This is a genomic window from Virgibacillus salarius (assembly GCF_039521925.1).
GTDB classification, from domain to species: Bacteria; Bacillota; Bacilli; order Bacillales; family Amphibacillaceae; genus Virgibacillus; species Virgibacillus salarius.
In genome coordinates, this window is sequence record NZ_BAAACY010000069.1 from 1 (window position 1) to 17,174 (window position 17,174).

Here is a 17,174-nt window from a genome sequence, read left to right on the forward strand (position 1 = left end):
GTTGAAGTAGCCGGCCTTCGCTATTATCAGGCTCTACAACGCTAGCATGAAGTAACACAGCTGCTTTTATCTCACGGATAGCGATTTTCACTTTACCCATTGTAAAAAAAGTCAACCTATTACTTATGACAAGAATTGTTGCACCTTCTCATAGCGAAGTAATTAGTCGGAGCATTGCCAATATACATCTAACATTTCAAAATAACTACTAAGCTTAACGCAGTCATCGCACTGATTTTATACTTTCTTAACTTATTAAAAAAGACTGTCGTTTTTCCGACAGTCTTGAATAATACTCTTTGATTCCGTTTTTTTTAACAATATCTCTGACAATCAATACATCCATTTCATACATAATTATTGTAATAAGGATGATGAGATTAATTTAAGAGAAGTAATTCATTTAAATCGTGTGAGTGATCTTGCCTTCTGTTATATTAGCATCGTTTTCATATGCTGCCTGCAATTTTCTCGTTATTGGTCCAGGTGTACCGTCCTGTACTTGTTTATTATCGATCATCGTTACAGGCATTACTTCAGAGGTACTACTAGATAAGAATACTTCATCAGCCGTGAAAAGATCTTCTTGTTTAAAACCATTTTCATTAAACGAAATGGATAGGTCATTAGCAAATTGCTCTACGCGCATTCTTACGCACCCATGAAGAATTCGATTAGTAGCAGGATGGGTGTAGATGTCACCATCTTTTACCATATAAATATTAGATGAACTACATTCTGTCACCAAGTCATCACGGTGTAAAATAGCTTCATAGCAGCCATGCTCTTTCGCTTCTTGCTTGGCTAAAACATTTGGCAATAAATTTAAACTCTTAATATAGCAATTTTCCCAGCGTACATCAGGCTGAGTAATGACAGATACGCCCTTTTGTAGGTTCTCCAGGTTGCGTGGGAGGTCTTGAGCATATGCATACATGTTTGCAGGGATACCTTGAGGAAAGACGTGGTCGCGTGGTGCTGATCCACGAGATACTTGTAAGTAAACTTTTCCGTCCCCTGTCATTTTATTTTTTTCAAGTAATTGTAATAACAAATCAGTTATTTCTTCTTTTGTAGCAGCAAGATTAATTTTTACTGCATCAGCAGAACGGAATAGACGATCTACATGCTCTTTTAGTAAATAGTATGAGCCGTCATAAATACGTATTACTTCATAAATACCATCACCAAACTGTAACCCTCTTTCTTCAAAAGGGTATTTCAAGTTATCTTGATGTGTAAAAGTTTTCTGTGCTAAAACAATTGGATATATAGCCATTCTTTCTCGCCTCCCTAAAACTTATGACTATTCTATAACTTCTTTTCAAGGTTGTAAATCCTTACGATGAAAATAGTAAAAAGTATTTCAGAAGGTTATGGCGTAATGATAATCTGTGTGAATTCAAAAAATGATAGCATACAAAAATAAGCGGTTTAAATTATCATGTGATTTTCGTTCATCTATTCCAAAAATAACTGGTAGTAATACCTCCACCTCAAGCAATAAAGTGAAACCAATATGGGTAAGAGAGGGAACGACTACCAGTAAATGTCCAATAGGTTCAACTGATTGAACTTTCACTTTATAGTAGTCGGTTTAGGTAAAAGAATTATACATGTTACAAGTTTAAGAGAATATTAATTTTTTGTCGAAAAAAATTAATATTACTATTGACCTGTCTAAGTCTAATTGCTATAATAAATATTGCGTTCGAAAAAACGATAAATAAATTACATAATTTCTCCAATTTGTTTGCGGGTGTAGTTTAATGGTAAAACCTCAGCCTTCCAAGCTGATGACGAGGGTTCGATTCCCTTCACCCGCTCCATACATATGTCTTAACGCAGTATTTCGTAATGAATGGTACGAAGTATTGCGTTTTTAATTTTTATCTCACATAATAACGACAGTAAGCCCCCGACCTTAAGGAATAAAGTAAAAGTAATATAGATAAGAGAGGGACCGACTGACATAAAATGTCCGATTGGTTCGAACCCTACATGGGAGTAGATCGCAAAGGCGTTGCCACAGGATGTGGCGATTTAACCCTTTGTACGTGTTTGTTTCAGTGAAAACCGGATTGAAGTTTCACTTTATTGACTGTTTTACTTCTTCTATATAAACATGTAAAATTTTTGGCGTAGACAAGAATATTAGTTATATGATTCTTCTAAGGTTGCGTGTTTTTACGCAACTAGTGGCTTATCATTCGCTTATTTCTAAATTCTAACGAAAATGAGGTGTTTATATGAAGCAATTATTATCCACACTTAAACAAATTGATCATAAAGGATACAAAGCATATAAAAGTATACAAGGGCATTATGGTTATACTAATTTTAATTTAGCTATTGATTACGTTCAGGGAGATCCATTTGCATCTCCTTCTAAGATAAGGATGATTATACCCGCGAGCAAACGGCCGATAAAACAAGAATGGCTAAAGACATATTCTAGAAAAATTGCGACCGAAGATGTAATTGCTAGAGTAGTAGGTGAGGCTGTTACAAACCAGGTTTCCACAGTAAAGGGGTCAGGTAAGAGTGGATTGATTATGTTTGATCAACCGGGACAAGAAAAGCTGGAGCGCAGTGCAGTACAAGTTAATTCCTCTTCTATAACCATTTGTATGTCTATCGGTCTTCCTGCAAATGGGAGAAAAATTAATGGGCGGGAAGCGGAGAAATTGTTCGCGCAAGCTCTACCTTCTATTATGAATAGTTCTGTATTTACAATAAAAGATGAGGAAATAGAACAGGCAAATATCCTCGCTGATCAACAAGATTCCATCCGGCAGCAAATGCGGGAGCATGGCTGGATTGCTTTTTTGGCAAACGGGTCAATCTTACCACGTGAGAGTGGTATTAGTAATCGCCCCTTAAAGGATGCAGTAGCTTTTCAAAGCCCATTAAAAAACGAAGTAGAGTTATCCATTCCCCATAGCAGGGAGCCTATTAGAGGAATGGCGATTAAAAAAGGGATCACACTAATTGTAGGTGGAGGATATCATGGGAAAAGTACAGTGTTACAGGCAATTGAAAGAGGTGTGTATTCCCATGTAGAAGGTGACGGACGAGAATTTGTCTTAACGGATGTGGATGCGGTAAAAATCCGAGCGGAGGATGGACGTAAAGTAAGTGGAGTGAATATTTCACCATTTATTAATAATTTGCCCCATGAACAGGATACAGCTTACTTTTTTACAGAAAATGCCAGCGGGAGTACTTCGCAAGCAGCTAATGTCATGGAAGCATTAGAAGCAGGTGCATCTACACTGTTAATTGATGAGGATACAAGCGCAACAAATTTTATGATTCGCGATCATCGAATGCAGTTACTCGTTCAGCAAAACAAAGAACCAATCACTCCGTTTATTGATAAAATAGCACAGCTTCGTGATCAATTAGCTATATCTACCATATTAGTAATGGGTGGATCAGGAGATTATTTTGCGGAAGCTGATACAGTAATTCGCATGGAAGATTATCTACCTTTTCATGTAACTGATGAAGCTAAATCGATAATGGAAAAGTACCCATTGGAACGGTCTGCTGCTGATGCAGGAACCTCTTTCGGTGATGTAACGAGTCGATATTTTCATCAGCGGTCCTTACAGACGAAAAAAGGGAAACGTGCAAAGGTGCAAGCAAAAGGCTTACATCATATTTTGATGGGAAAAACGGATATTTCTTTTGCTTACACGGAACAAATCGTTGATTCATCACAAACAAGAATGATTGCTGAGATTATTCAGTTCTTAGATAGAACACAGCGTTTGCAGGATACCACGCTTTATCAACTTCTTGATAAAATTGAGCATCAAATGACAGAAAAGGGATTGAGTTCTTTTACAGCTTTTCCAAATCAGCATCCGGGAGATTTAGCGCGTCCACGTAGATATGAAATTGCAGCTGTTTTCAATCGAATGCGGACTGCTGTGGTAAAGCAGTAATAGGAGGTTGGACATAACCAATGCATACAGATCAATTAAAGCAAGAGATTATCGAATACAGTAAAAAAATCGGTATTGATAAAATTGGTTTTGCCTCTGCTGATGTGTTTGGAGAATTAAAAGAAAGACTTCGGAGGCAACAGGAATTAAAGTATCAATCCGGTTTTGAAAAAGGAACGATTGAAGAACGGACTGAGCCTAAACGTTTACTTCCGGAGGCGCAATCCATTATCTCCATTGCGTTAGCATATCCATCTCGAATGAAAGATGCACCGAGAAGCACAAGGGAAGAAAGACGGGGTTTGTTTGCGAGGGCCTCTTGGGGTGTTGACTACCATATTGTTATGCGTGATCGATTAGAAAAATTGGCTGCGTTTATTCAAGAAAAAGTACCTGATGGCAAAAATAAAGTAATGGTGGATACCGGTGAATTATCAGACCGGGCTGTTGCAGAACGAGCTGGCATTGGTTTCAGTGGTAAGAATACGTCCATTATTACACCTGAATTTGGATCATTTGTTTACTTAGGGGAATTGATTACAAATGTTCCATTTGTACCAGATGAGCCAGTAGATGATAGCTGTGGGTCATGTACGAAATGTATTGATGCTTGTCCTACTGGCGCGATCGTTCAAGGTGGACAATTAAATGCGCAGCGCTGTATTGCCTTTTTAACGCAAACAAAGGATTTTCTCCCTGACGAATTTCGCTCTAAAATTGGTAACCGAGTTTACGGTTGTGATACATGTCAGGTTGTTTGTCCCAAAAATCACAAGGTGGATTTTCACATTCACCCAGAATTCGAACCAGAGCATGAAGTTGCTAAGCCAAAGCTTATTCCAATGCTGCGTATGTCTAATCGTGAGTTTAAACGTACATTTGGACATATATCAGGCTCTTGGCGAGGTAAAAAACCAATTCAACGTAATACACTGATTGCACTTGGACATTATAAAGATGAAACTGCAGTCGAAGAAATCATTGATGTCATGTTATCTGACCCTAGACCAGTCATTCGTGGGACGGCGGCATGGTCACTTGGCAAAATTGGAACAGAAGAAGCATTTCAAGCTATTAAACGAGCGATGGATAATGAAGATAATGAGCAAGTTCGATTTGAAATGGAAAAGGGATTAGCCTTTCGACCGCCCTCTTCTACCAAGTAGCTGAATAAATCGTTACATTACACTGAAAATATTTAGCTGTTTGACAAGCATTCCCTCCATATACTGCTATTGGAGGGTTTTAGACTATAAACCTTGCTATCACTGGGGTTGTAAAGGGTGGTTAAAAAACCTCCCCCAGTGAATCTTAAATACTTATCATAGAACTGAATACTGTTGCTGCTTTTTTGTCTGCTTGATCATCAGAATAAATTTGCTAGGAGAAATCGATAACTATGAATCTTTGCAATATCCACGCTCATTTCATTCCATTGGTAACTTTGATTTACGTATAAATCGATACAAACAACATACAGAGAAGGTAGTTAAAAAAGCGCTTATTATGCTGGGTTGTCAACTTAATAAAGTGAGCATTATAAAGCATCGAGAAATAACACTAGATGAAAACGGGAAAAACTCGGAACAGTGGAAAATTCGTGGCTATCAGTTAAAAGGCATTGTTGGTCAACGTCTTTCTATACCGCCATCAAATACAGAATATGACTGAAAAAGTGGACCAGCTGAAACTGGCATGAAACATTATATTAGTCGGCATTTAGTTAATCCTGATGATCCTAAACGTAAAATATCTAATCTTGTGATTGCACCAGACCAGAAGCGAGGGCAACATATTACCTGGCAAAGCCGTTTTAAAAATATAGCAGAAGAGTTGCAAGATATATCGCTAGCAACTGAACTAGGTTGGGATATTACACTCGACCTTGAAAATAGACAATATGTATTTGACGTCGTAGAAGGTGTAAATAAAACAACTGATCAAGATGAGGTACCACCAATATTATTTAGTCCTGAATTTGATGGTCAAAAATCAAACTTTTACCGACAGCGACATTAACATGAAAAACTATGGTTATGTAGCTGGTCAAGGTGAAGGTGTAGAGCGTGAGGTTATTGAAATAGGGGGAGCTACTGGTCTTGAACGTATTGAAACATTTATAGATGCTAGAGATGTAGCTGAAACAAGCCAACTAACAGAGCGTGGACAACAAAAGATGAAAGAACTGGAAAATGAGTTTTATCTGGAATCAGAAATATTAACGATGTCACCTTTTGTATATGGTAAAGATTACGATTTGGGTGATATTACAACTTTACAAAATAGAAGCTGGGGATTAACAAGGAATGCACGCATTACTGAGATAAGCGAGGTCTATGAACCGGGTACCTATCGAATTGATGCCACTTTTGGACAATCGAAGCCAACATTGCCAGAAAAGATTAAGGGGCAGTTTGCGGAGTATGAGAGGTTGCTTAAAATATGAGGATTTAATTAACGCTTAATAGGCGTTATTTTTTATGTTTGGGGGCGAGGGCTTGAAAAGGGGAAGCCCTCTGGCCACTTCAAAAAAGTGGTTAAGAATAAAGTACGATTATAGTTCTTTCGGTTAGGGGGTCGAGAATGGCAGACCAAGCAAAGGAAGTGGAGGACATGAAAGAATTCATAACGGTGCTCATGGATGTAAAAGTGTCACTTGCAGAACAAAGTGGGAAGTTGGACAGCTTGCTAGATATGAAAGATAAGATTAATGAAACTTATGACATCGCTAAAGGAGCGTATAATCGCTCAAAGGAAAACGAAAAAGATATTGACGATTTAAAGAAAGGAATATCATCCACTGCGAGCAAGGAAGATGTGGAACGTATTGTTAAGCAAAGAGAAAATATGTTTAAGAATTTACCGTCATGGTTGGCATTAGCCATATCCATAGCGGTTTTTTATTGACTTATTTAGCAAATTAAAGGGAGGAATTAACATGAAACAAGCAATAGTTAGATTAGTAGTATTAGGGATTTTATTAGCAAATCAGGCATTGGTGGTATTTGGTTGGAATCCATTACCATTTAGCGAAGATCAAATATATGAAGGTGTGTCAACTGTAGCTACAATTGGCGTAGCTGTATGGGCATGGTTTAAAGATAATCCTGTTACTAAAAAAGGTAAGCATAATGATAAATTTTTACGTGATAGGGGGATGAAATAATGCCAAAAATAATAAAAGATTTTATACCTAAATCTCAAACGAATCAGCGCCCTGGTCATTCTATGAAACCAAAATATTTAACAGTCCATAACACGTCTAACGAAAAGAAGGGTGCAGATGCAGAAATGCACAGTCGGTATTTGCATAATGGTGCAGGTGGCCGAGTGGTTGTTTGGCACTACACTGTCGATGACAAAGAAATATACCAATACATTCCAACGAATGAAAATGGCTGGCATGCTGGCGATGGTGAAAGAGGTACTGGAAATCGACAATCAATCGGTATTGAAATATGTGAAAACAGCGATGGTGACTTTAACAAAGCGGTTAAAAATGCTCAATGGCTTATTAAAAAATTAATGAAAGAACATAATATACCTATTGAACGTGTTGTACCACATAAGCATTGGTCGGGGAAAAACTGTCCTCATTTACTGCTGAATATGTGGAGTACATTTATAGATGGCATTGAGGGTAAAACCGTAGAAGCACCAAATCAAAAAGTAGAGTCCGAAACAGTAACTAATGGCTCTATTATCGATTACTTTAACAGCATTGGCAAAAACTCTAGCTTTAGCGCAAGAAAAAAATATGCTGCAGAATATGGTATTAAAGGTTATAAAGGTACGGAAGATCAAAACCTTGAATTGCTTCATAAAATGCGTAATGGTAAACCATCTAAACCTAGTCAAGCCAAAGGCACCGTTTATTTGCCTGCATCTGCAAAGACATGGAGAACGTACAAGCTTAATGTTAAACCTGTAAAGAAGAATAGCGATTGGAGCCTTACTCCTGCTCGGTATGGTGGATTAACTTATAAAATATTAGATAAACCATATCCAGATGTAGTTACTATTAAAACAGGAAGAGGTAAGCGTAATATTTATGTTGGTTCTGGTACTAGTGCTGTGATTAAGTAAGCCAAGTGACGTTAACAGTAAATGAGTGTGATTAGAATAAATAAAACCCCTCTTTACTTTGGAGAAAGTAGAGGGGCTTATTTTAAGGTGGAGACAGTTCGTTATAACGGCTCCATTTTTATTTTTTCCGCTATCCAATACTTATACAATAACTTAGAAGGAGGTGTTTATTAAAACTATTAATTTTTCAAATGAATTTATAAGCAATTCATGTTGATTTATTAAATTGGCTGGAGGATCTATACGTTCTAAATTAGTTAATATTTGTCTGTATAAATCAATGTTTTGGGTATCTGAATGATCCAATGCACAGCAGATTAGTTCCCCTATATTGACCAACTCGGAACAGTATTCTGTTAAGTCCATTTTTATCCCCCACTTATAGTACTAATTAGTAGTTATGCATTAGAAGTCACATTTTTGTCATTTATATCTGAATCGTAAGGATTTGTAGTACTGAAGCCACTATTTGAATTTATGAAATCACCAGTATTTAAAGAACCAGAACCCGAATTTGTATCGGAAGCACGCTTCGGAGCAACATAAAAGGAATCACCGAAGTTTATGATTGCCGGTCTTCCAACACGGTTAACTTTTATAGGACCAATAATTGATGGCATGATCTTCACCTTTCACTATTTATTTTATTTTTAGATTATGATTTTTTCATGTTACATGTGTCTAGATTGATAAAATATGTATGATGTGCACCCATTTAATCCTTCTTACATAGATTAGTATAGGTTTTTTAGTTAGGAGGAAAGCTTATGTACAATTATGGGTATCATTACTACCCCTATGAAGAAGACTACTATAGGCAACAACAGCTTACTGGTGATATAGAAAAGGCAATTAATGGGCAGTATAGCGCCATAAGTTGTTATGAAAAACTGGCTCGAATGGCTCCAACAATGGCTGAAAGAGAGCAAATACTGGAAATAAGGCAGGATGAAGTAAAACATTATCAACAATTTATTTCTATTTATACCAACTTAACGGGTAAACAGCCACAACCACAAATCATAGAGGAATGTCCAGATAATTATTTAGAAGGATTAGAATTTGCATTACAAGATGAACAAAAAACCACGGATTTTTATTTAGATATTTCTGATGAAGCAACAACACCGCAAATTAGAAGAACATTCAGGCGTGCTGCCGCAGATGAACAAAATCATGCAGTGTGGTTCTTATATTATTACATGAAAAATAGATAAACTAGGTCATATCGATTGATATAATAAGTATTATTTTTTACTATCTTTTGATAAGGCTAAAAAAGTAGTAAATATGTGAGAGCGGAGTGAATGAAAATAAGCCCCGTCCTTAGTTGGATGGGGCAGTTTTTTCATATTGTAAAAGCTTTTCAATTAATACGCCTATTGGAAGATCCAGCGCATCAGATATTTTTAAAAGTGTGCCCAACCTCATGTTTTGAATCGATGAATTTTTTTGAACCAAATTTGAAAATACGGATTCTCTTACACCACTCTTTTTTGACAGAGCGTACCGAGTCATTTCATATTCTTTACAAAGTGAGTCAATAGGGTGCATATTATTTCTTCCCTTTCTTTTTTCTATCCCAATATTTTTTACGTAACCAAACAATCAGCAATGATCCTGCAACTACGATTAACAATATATTAATTATGTTTTCCACCATATTATTTATGGTATACTGTTATTGAGAGTGAGGGGATTAACCCCCACGTCTCATTCTTTGGTTTTCTAGTCGTAATTTCTCGGCTTCTCGTTTCGATTTCGTACCGTCGTGCCAGACTTTTCGAATCGTTACGATGCCGGTTATTACGGCTATTATTTTTAACAGTATAACCATTTCTTACCTCCTTTCTATAATCCTATTATACTACATTCAAATGTAGTAGTAAAGAGTAAATAGACAAATTTTTAATTTATTTTTTTCTTGAAAACAGAATGGATGTTCTTGTACAATAATAGAAACAAATGTTCTTGTTGGAGGTAATTACATGACTGCGGTACCTAAACCACCTAAAGGTAAAAAGAAGTCAGCTAGTAACAGCCCAAAAATGACAGAAGATAAGGCTCTTGGAGATTTCTGAACGACTAGCTGACGCATTGGATTTTAGGAATGAGGTTACAATTACTACATATAGAAAAGGAAAGTACGAAAAGTTTACAGGTATTATCCAAAGTGCAAACCCTGAAACGAAAATGATCACTTTTAGTGTTGGTAATTTCGAACATCATAAGATCAGCGCAAATATTATTGTAGGTGTAGAATGAAAAAGAGAAGGCTTTGAAACCTTCTCTTTTTTAATGATTTAAAATTAGGATACACCTGTCCGCGCGAAATTAAAATGCTCCCCCAAACCTCCCCCAGATGAATAAGTTTATATACTTGATTTCAAGAAACACAATTTCTATGGAATATCCCTAAATCCTTATGATTGCTGGTTTTCTGTTGATTAAATAGTGTTATTTAGAAACCTTTATCAATATACTGCTATTGGAGGGGATTTTCTATGGAAAAATTAAAGGAACTGTGGCTCCATTTTTTTAAGAGCAATCGGTGGCAAGAGACTTGGTGGGAGAGAAAGCAATCATTATTTGAGGAACGAAAAGCAAAAATTGTACAGATTAAAGGAAATGGTCATATGCATAGAAAGCTACGCTATGATCATGCTTCACACTATGATTATAATTTACATTTATCATTTTTAGTTAAGCAAAAGGATCAATTATATTTAGAGGAGACTGTCTATCCATATACATTTCGACTAGATCAAGGAGAGATTGTTGGTCATTCGTTAAAAAGAGTACTTCATGAAGAAAAAGTAAGTAAAGTGATGCCCGATGATATTATTGGTGGCGATGGAGATGATCGTTTTTCCTATGATCGAAATGCTGCGGTTCGTTACGCTGAGCGATGGTGGAATAGCTATAATCCAGCGTTTAAACAGTTCGATGTAGATTGCACTAATTTTATTTCTCAATGCTTACTTGCAGGTGGTGCGCCAATGAGGGGAGCTCCAGATAGGGCAAGAGGCTGGTGGTATGGAAATAATAGCTGGAGTTACAGTTGGGCGGTTGCTCACTCTCTGCGTTGGTATTTAAGTGGTTCAACACAAGGACTAAGAGGAGAAGAGGTGGAAACGGTAGCAGATTTAATTCCGGGTGATGTTATCTGTTATGATTTTGAGGGGGATGGACGGTGGAACCATAATACAATTGTTGTCACAAAAGATGCTTATGGTATGCCATTAGTGAACGCACATACAGATAATAGTAGGCATCGCTATTGGTCTTATGAGGATTCAACAGCATGGACACCTGAGATTAAATATAAATTTTTCCGGATTTATTAAAGTAGTGCTATACTAGGAAAGTAGTACGTAGGTAAGGAGAATGAAAAAGTGAGTTTACACGTTGTTTTATATCAACCAGAGATACCAGCAAATACTGGAAATATAGCTAGGACTTGTTTGGCTACTAACGCAACATTGCATTTAATCCATCCTCTTGGATTTTCAACAGATGATAAGATGGTACGAAGAGCTGGATTAGATTATTGGAAAGAAGTAGACATCCGTGAGTATCCTTCAATCGAAGAGCTGTACCGCACATATCCAAAGGCTTCTTATTATTATATAGAAAACTTTGGGACCAAGCATTATACAGATTATGATTTTAGTAATATAGAAGAAGAACTATTTTTTGTATTTGGTAGGGAAACAAATGGCATTCCACATGAATTATTGCATGGTAAGGAAGATCGTTGTTTACGAATTCATATGGGAGATCAGGTGCGATCATTAAATTTATCAAATACGGCAGCAATTATCGTATATGAAGCATTGAGACAGCGAGGATTTCCAGGTTTAAACTAATAACATACATTACTACCAGGATTTATAAAAAAGGCAATCGTTAGTATTCCAGTAAGGGAAAAACGAAACGAATGCCTTTTTTTGTTAGATCATTTCCAACTATTGGCTATTTTTCGGTATACCAGGCTTTGATTCGTAACCAGATGTGAAAATAGAAACTAGAAATACGATTATAACACCCATTAGTAACGCCAATTTCATGTGGACATCCTCCTTTTATGTAAGAGACCATTATAATTAATGTTTCCTCTATTATAACGAATTATTTAGAAAAAGTGAACAAAGTCTCTTCTAACTTAAAAGAAAACCTATATTTAGTAGTTTTGGTGAATACTTATTCAATTATAGGCTATATGGCATTTCTATTAGAGTTAATCATTTGAAAGTTAATCATTTGAAAATTACAACTATATTAATGGTTGGAACAATATATTGTTTCCACTAATAAAATAGGGTATATTAGTTGATGTAATCATTCGTCAGTTCTATAATGTAGAATGAATAATGTATACCGTTTCATAACGGATAACGCTAACTTCTAATGGGGGTATAAAAGGTGGCACAGAGCGAAGAATCTAATGAGAGATTCTGGTCAGAATTTCATGGTCCAAATATGGGGTATATTGAAGAGCAATATGATTTGTATAAAGAGGATCCAGAGGCAGTAGATCCATCCATAAAGCAGATGTTCAATGAGCATGGAGCCCCTCAATGGTTATCTCATGCAAATGATTCAAATCAGGCAGTACAGGCTACATCAATAAATGATGTGAAGAAGCTTACCTCAGCAATGAAACTTGTTGAGGCTATTCGTCGTTTTGGACATTTGGAAGCAGATATTTACCCGGTTGGACTCAAAGAACGTAAATCAGAGTTGGTAGAGCCAGCTACGTATGGTTTAACTAATGAGGATTTACTAAATATGCCAGCCAATTGGCTATGGGAAAAAGCACCGAGTAAAGTTGAGAATGGATTAGATGTAATTAAAGAACTTAAAAAATATTATTCCGGAACAATTACATTTGAATATGATCATGTCAATAATGATGAAGAACGAAAATGGTTACTGGATTTAATTGAATCAGGAAAAGCTCGATTAGACTTGTCTAAAGATGAGAAAATTCAATTATTAGAGCGACTTACACATGTAGAAGGATTTGAAAGCTTTCTACAAAAAACCTTTGTAGGGCAAAAGCGTTTCTCAATAGAAGGACTAGAAGCAATGGTACCAATGCTTGATCAAATTGTTACGTATGCTAGAAAAGATAAGATTGAGAATATTATGATGGGGATGGCTCATCGTGGACGTTTAGCTGTACTAGCACATGTTTTAGGAAAACCATATGATAAGATTTTCTCTGAATTCCATCATTCTCCAAACAAAGAATTAATTCCATCAGAAGGATCAATGGGGATTAATTATGGATGGACTGGAGATGTGAAATATCACTATGGGGCGACAAAGGAACCAGTAGGTGATGAAAACCATACACGGATTAGACTGGCTCATAATCCATCGCACTTAGAATTTGTAAATCCGGTTGTTGAAGGTTTTGCACGTGCTGCACAGGATGATCGTTCAGAAAGTGGTTATCCAAAACAGGACATGAATAAAGCGATACCGGTTGTGATCCATGGTGATGCAGCATTTATCGGAGAAGGTGTTGTTGCAGAAACGCTTAATATGAGTGGCTTACCAGGATATTCAACAGGCGGATCACTTCATATCATAGCAAATAACCTAGTTGGTTATACAACAGATCAAGTTGACGGACGTTCTACACGTTATGCAAGTGATTTAGCTAAGGGATTTGAAATTCCTATTATTCATGTGAATGCTGATGATCCAATTGCTTGTGTTTCTGCTATGAAAATTGCTTACGAGTACCGTCAAACGTTTCATAAAGATTTTCTAATTGATTTGGTAGGGTACCGTCGCTATGGACATAACGAAATGGATGAGCCGAGAATGACGCAACCTGACCTTTATAAGAAAATTGATAAGCATCCGACAGTAGCAAATGTATATGCGAAGGTGCTTGAAGATAAAGGTCTTATAAATGAGAATGAATTTAATGAGCTGAAGAAAAGTACGGAAGCAGAACTTCAGGAAATATATAATAGTATGAAAGAAAATGAAACCGGCAAATGTAATCCAATGCCAATGCCAGAAGCATTGACAAACGGACTTGATCAATTTGAAACAGCTATTGATGTGGATACATTGAAAGCTTTGAATAAAGGGTTAATGCAACGCCCTGAAGGATTTAATAGCAATAGAAAGCTAGAGAAAATTCTTAAGCGACGTGAAAATGCGTTAGAAGAGGGTGGCAAGGCTGATTGGGGTACTGGAGAAGCGCTTGCTTATGCTTCCATTCTCCAAGACGGGATTCCGATTCGCTTGACTGGTCAAGATACGGAAAGAGGTACCTTTGCTCACCGCCATCTTGTCCTACATGATGTAGAAACAAATGATAAATTTAGTCCGATGCATGGGTTGAAAGAATCTAAAGCATCATTTGATATACGAAATAGTCCATTATCTGAAGCTGGTGTGTTAGGGTATGAATATGGCTATAGTGTTCAGGCTTCTAATACATTAGTTATTTGGGAGGCGCAATTTGGTGACTTTGCCAATGCTGCTCAAGTAGTTTTTGACCAATTCATCTCCGCTGCACGTGCGAAATGGGGAGAAAAATCAAATATGGTCATGCTGTTACCGCATGGTTATGAAGGTCAAGGTCCAGAGCATTCGAGTGCTAGACTAGAACGGTTCCTGCAAATGGCAGCAGAGAATAACTGGATTGTAGCTTACGTGACTTCATCTGCTCAATTCTTCCATCTTATTCGTAGGCAGGCTGCTTTGCGTAATAGAGAGGAAGCTAGACCATTGGTTGTGATGACACCAAAGAGTAGTTTAATTCGAAATCAGCGTATTGCTTCAGAAGCGGAAGAGTTTACACAAGGTAAATTCCAGCCGATACGTCAACAGCCTAACTTAAAGGTGAGCAAGAAGAATGCAAAACGCTTGCTAATTGGTAGTGGTAAGGTCATGGTGGATATTGAAGAGGCAATAGAACATTCAGAAGAAAAATTTGATTGGTTACGTGTACTACGATTAGAACAAATCTATCCATTCCCTAAAAAGGAACTGGAAAAAGAGCTAAAGGCCTTGCCGAACCTGGAAGAAATTGTATGGGTTCAAGAAGAGCCAAAGAACATGGGAAGCTGGGATTTTGTTGATGATTATTTAAGAGATCTGTTACAGGATGGTCAGAAACTTAGATATATTGGACGCCCAGACCGTTCAGCTCCAGCTGTAGGAGTGCCTAACGTGCATAAAACAGAGCAAAATGAAATCGTACAAAAAGCGATCAACCCATCAAAAGGAGGAGATTCCAATGAATGAAATTAAAGTACCAGAGCTAGCTGAATCCATAACAGAAGGAACAATTGCAGAATGGTTAGTAAAAAAAGGTGACAGTGTTGAAAAAGGTGATCCAGTAGTAGAATTAGAAACAGATAAGGTCAATGTGGAAGTCAACTCCGATTTCGCTGGTGTTATTACCGAAATCATTCGTGAAGAAGGCGATGATGTAGAAGTTGGCGACGTTATTGCGAAAATTGACGAAAATGGGGAAGCGGGCAACAGCAGTTCTACTTCTGAAGAAAAGAGTGAACCGCAAGAATCTAAAACCGAAGAAGTTAAAGAAACGAAGAAAGCCGAAACACCGGCAAAAGAAGATTCCAGTGCTAAAGGTGATGTGATCGCTTCTCCAGCTGCCCGTAAACGAGCACGTGAACTTAATATTGATTTAAGTGCGGTTAGCCCTCGAGATCCACTTGGTCGAATTCGTCCAGAGGATGTGGAAGCTGCTGCTAGCGGTGCGAGCAATACATCTAAGCCTGCTAAAGAGGAGAAAAAACCAGCTGAAAAAACAGAATTTGCTAAGCCTGTGGAGCGAGTTAAAATGTCTCGCCGCCGTCAAACAATTGCTAAGCGCTTAGTTGATGTTCAACATGAAGCAGCGATGCTTACGACGTTTAATGAAGTTGATTTAACCAATGTCATGAAACTTCGAAGTGAAAGAAAAGAGAAGTTTATCGAAAAGCATGGGGTTAAACTAGGATTTATGTCCTTCTTTACAAAGGCAGTAGTAGGAGCGCTTAAAGACTTTCCTTTATTAAACGCAGAAATTCAAGGTAATGAATTAGTTATCAAAAAATTCTATGACATTGGCATTGCAGTTTCCACTGATGATGGACTCGTAGTTCCGGTAGTTCGTGATGCTGATCGCCTTGACTTCGCAGGAGTTGAGAAGGAAATTGGTAGCCTTGGTAAAAAGGCTCGTGATAAGAAGTTAGAAATGAGTGAGTTACAAGGTGGATCATTTACCATAACGAATGGTGGTACTTTTGGTTCTATGCTATCAACTCCAATTTTAAATGCACCACAGGTGGGGATTCTAGGGATGCATAACATCCAAAAGCGGGCCATGGTAATGCCTGATGACACAATTGAAGTACGCCCAATGATGTACCTTGCACTTTCATATGATCACCGTATTGTAGATGGTAAGGAAGCAGTTCAATTCCTAGTTAGAGTGAAACAACTGCTTGAAGACCCATATGATTTATTACTAGAAGGCTAATTACAATTCTAGAACAAAACCTTGCTTTGATGTTTATCGAAGCAAGGTTTTTTGTAGAGGAAATTATAAAATTTGTCCATATGAATAAATATAGGCGTGTTGAGCCCAGTCCTGCTTAAGCGCTAGAAACTAGGAGACTTCACGAATCGCCTTAATCTAAGTCATCATTGGCTCGCAAGCACACCATGATTCCTTTATCTTCGTTGACTCGCTCCAGTCGCTAATTTTCTAATCGAGCGTTTGCGCTTTTGTTCTAAGTTAAGAAAGTATAAAATCAGTGCAATGACTGCGTTAAGCCAAGTAGTTATTTTGAAATGTTTGATGTATATTGGCAATGCTCCGACTAATTACTTCGCTTTCCGCGGGCACGGCCTCAACTAACTTTGCAAAGAAGAACACGTTGCAAAGTGGATTTTCGGCTCGCGCTAATCCCGCAGGAGTCTACGTAATTCGTCTCCGCTATGAGAAGGTGCAACAATTCTTGCTCATAAGTAATAGGTTGACTTTTTTTACAATGGGTAAAGTGAAAATCGCTATCCGTGAGATAAAAGCAGCTGTGTTACTTCATGCTAGCGTTGTAGAGCCTGATAATAGCGAAGGGCGGCCACTTCAAC

15 protein-coding genes, 1 tRNA gene and 1 pseudogene are annotated in these 17,174 nt (G+C 37.4%); 13 read left to right on the plus strand and 4 right to left on the minus strand.

Annotated elements, in window-relative coordinates; all coding sequences use genetic code 11:
- Positions 1-403: 403 nt before the first annotated feature.
- Complete coding sequence (gene dat, locus ABDZ84_RS09425; RefSeq protein ID WP_026682991.1) at positions 404-1,279, minus strand: D-amino-acid transaminase; 876 nt, start codon at positions 1,277-1,279, stop codon at positions 404-406.
- Positions 1,280-1,755: 476 nt separating this feature from the next.
- On the opposite strand from dat, the gene ABDZ84_RS09430 reads away from it, so the two are divergent.
- The 7 genes and pseudogenes from ABDZ84_RS09430 to ABDZ84_RS09460 all read left to right on the plus strand — a co-directional run bounded on the left by ABDZ84_RS09430 (position 1,756) and on the right by ABDZ84_RS09460 (position 8,039).
- A tRNA-Gly gene (locus ABDZ84_RS09430) sits at positions 1,756-1,829 on the plus strand.
- A gap of 420 nt (positions 1,830-2,249) precedes the next feature.
- Positions 2,250-3,953, plus strand: coding sequence for an ABC-ATPase domain-containing protein (locus ABDZ84_RS09435; RefSeq protein ID WP_026682992.1), 1,704 nt, complete (start codon positions 2,250-2,252; stop codon positions 3,951-3,953).
- A 20-nt stretch (positions 3,954-3,973) separates the two neighbouring features.
- Entirely contained in the window at positions 3,974-5,119 is a 1,146-nt protein-coding gene (gene queG / locus ABDZ84_RS09440) for a tRNA epoxyqueuosine(34) reductase QueG (RefSeq protein WP_026682993.1), read from the plus strand.
- Between the two features lie 241 nt (positions 5,120-5,360).
- A pseudogene (locus ABDZ84_RS09445) lies at positions 5,361-6,399 on the plus strand (siphovirus ReqiPepy6 Gp37-like family protein).
- A 137-nt stretch (positions 6,400-6,536) separates the two neighbouring features.
- Positions 6,537-6,860, plus strand: a complete 324-nt coding sequence (locus ABDZ84_RS09450) for a hypothetical protein (RefSeq protein ID WP_343781244.1) — start codon at positions 6,537-6,539, stop codon at positions 6,858-6,860.
- A 31-nt stretch (positions 6,861-6,891) separates the two neighbouring features.
- Positions 6,892-7,119, plus strand: coding sequence for a phage holin (locus tag ABDZ84_RS09455; RefSeq protein ID WP_026682995.1), 228 nt, complete (start codon positions 6,892-6,894; stop codon positions 7,117-7,119).
- Positions 7,119-8,039, plus strand: coding sequence for a peptidoglycan recognition protein family protein (locus tag ABDZ84_RS09460; RefSeq protein ID WP_026682996.1), 921 nt, complete (start codon positions 7,119-7,121; stop codon positions 8,037-8,039). The genes ABDZ84_RS09455 and ABDZ84_RS09460 overlap by 1 nt, the downstream gene beginning before the upstream one ends.
- Positions 8,040-8,437: 398 nt before the next feature.
- On the opposite strand, the gene ABDZ84_RS09465 is transcribed toward ABDZ84_RS09460, so the two are convergent.
- A complete protein-coding gene (locus ABDZ84_RS09465) occupies positions 8,438-8,659 on the minus strand; it encodes a spore germination protein (protein ID WP_026682998.1) in 222 nt (73 codons plus the stop codon).
- Between the two features lie 147 nt (positions 8,660-8,806).
- Here ABDZ84_RS09465 and ABDZ84_RS09470 point away from each other — a divergent pair, with 147 nt between their 5' ends.
- Positions 8,807-9,256: a ferritin-like domain-containing protein gene (locus tag ABDZ84_RS09470; protein ID WP_026682999.1), complete on the plus strand. Its 450-nt coding sequence runs from the start codon at positions 8,807-8,809 to the stop codon at positions 9,254-9,256.
- 109 nt (positions 9,257-9,365) lie between these two features.
- Here ABDZ84_RS09470 and ABDZ84_RS09475 read toward each other — a convergent pair whose 3' ends face one another.
- Positions 9,366-9,647 (minus strand): helix-turn-helix domain-containing protein, encoded by a 282-nt coding sequence (locus ABDZ84_RS09475; RefSeq protein WP_343781248.1) that lies wholly within the window; start codon positions 9,645-9,647, stop codon positions 9,366-9,368.
- Between the two features lie 91 nt (positions 9,648-9,738).
- Complete coding sequence (locus ABDZ84_RS09480; RefSeq protein ID WP_161629300.1) at positions 9,739-9,876, minus strand: hypothetical protein; 138 nt, start codon at positions 9,874-9,876, stop codon at positions 9,739-9,741.
- 230 nt (positions 9,877-10,106) lie between these two features.
- On the opposite strand from ABDZ84_RS09480, the gene ABDZ84_RS09485 reads away from it, so the two are divergent.
- The 5 genes from ABDZ84_RS09485 (at position 10,107) to odhB (ending at position 16,560) form a co-directional block, all read left to right on the plus strand.
- Positions 10,107-10,304, plus strand: a complete 198-nt coding sequence (locus ABDZ84_RS09485; RefSeq protein WP_026683001.1) for a YolD-like family protein — start codon at positions 10,107-10,109, stop codon at positions 10,302-10,304.
- 239 nt (positions 10,305-10,543) lie between these two features.
- A complete protein-coding gene (locus ABDZ84_RS09490; RefSeq protein ID WP_026683002.1) occupies positions 10,544-11,386 on the plus strand; it encodes an amidase domain-containing protein in 843 nt (280 codons plus the stop codon).
- Positions 11,387-11,434: 48 nt separating this feature from the next.
- Complete coding sequence (trmL, locus tag ABDZ84_RS09495) at positions 11,435-11,908, plus strand: tRNA (uridine(34)/cytosine(34)/5-carboxymethylaminomethyluridine(34)-2'-O)-methyltransferase TrmL (protein ID WP_026683003.1); 474 nt, start codon at positions 11,435-11,437, stop codon at positions 11,906-11,908.
- Between the two features lie 556 nt (positions 11,909-12,464).
- Positions 12,465-15,317, plus strand: a complete 2,853-nt coding sequence (locus ABDZ84_RS09500; protein ID WP_121604826.1) for a 2-oxoglutarate dehydrogenase E1 component — start codon at positions 12,465-12,467, stop codon at positions 15,315-15,317.
- Entirely contained in the window at positions 15,310-16,560 is a 1,251-nt protein-coding gene (odhB, locus tag ABDZ84_RS09505) for a 2-oxoglutarate dehydrogenase complex dihydrolipoyllysine-residue succinyltransferase (protein ID WP_026683005.1), read from the plus strand. The genes ABDZ84_RS09500 and odhB overlap by 8 nt, the downstream gene beginning before the upstream one ends.
- Positions 16,561-17,174 lie beyond the last annotated feature (614 nt).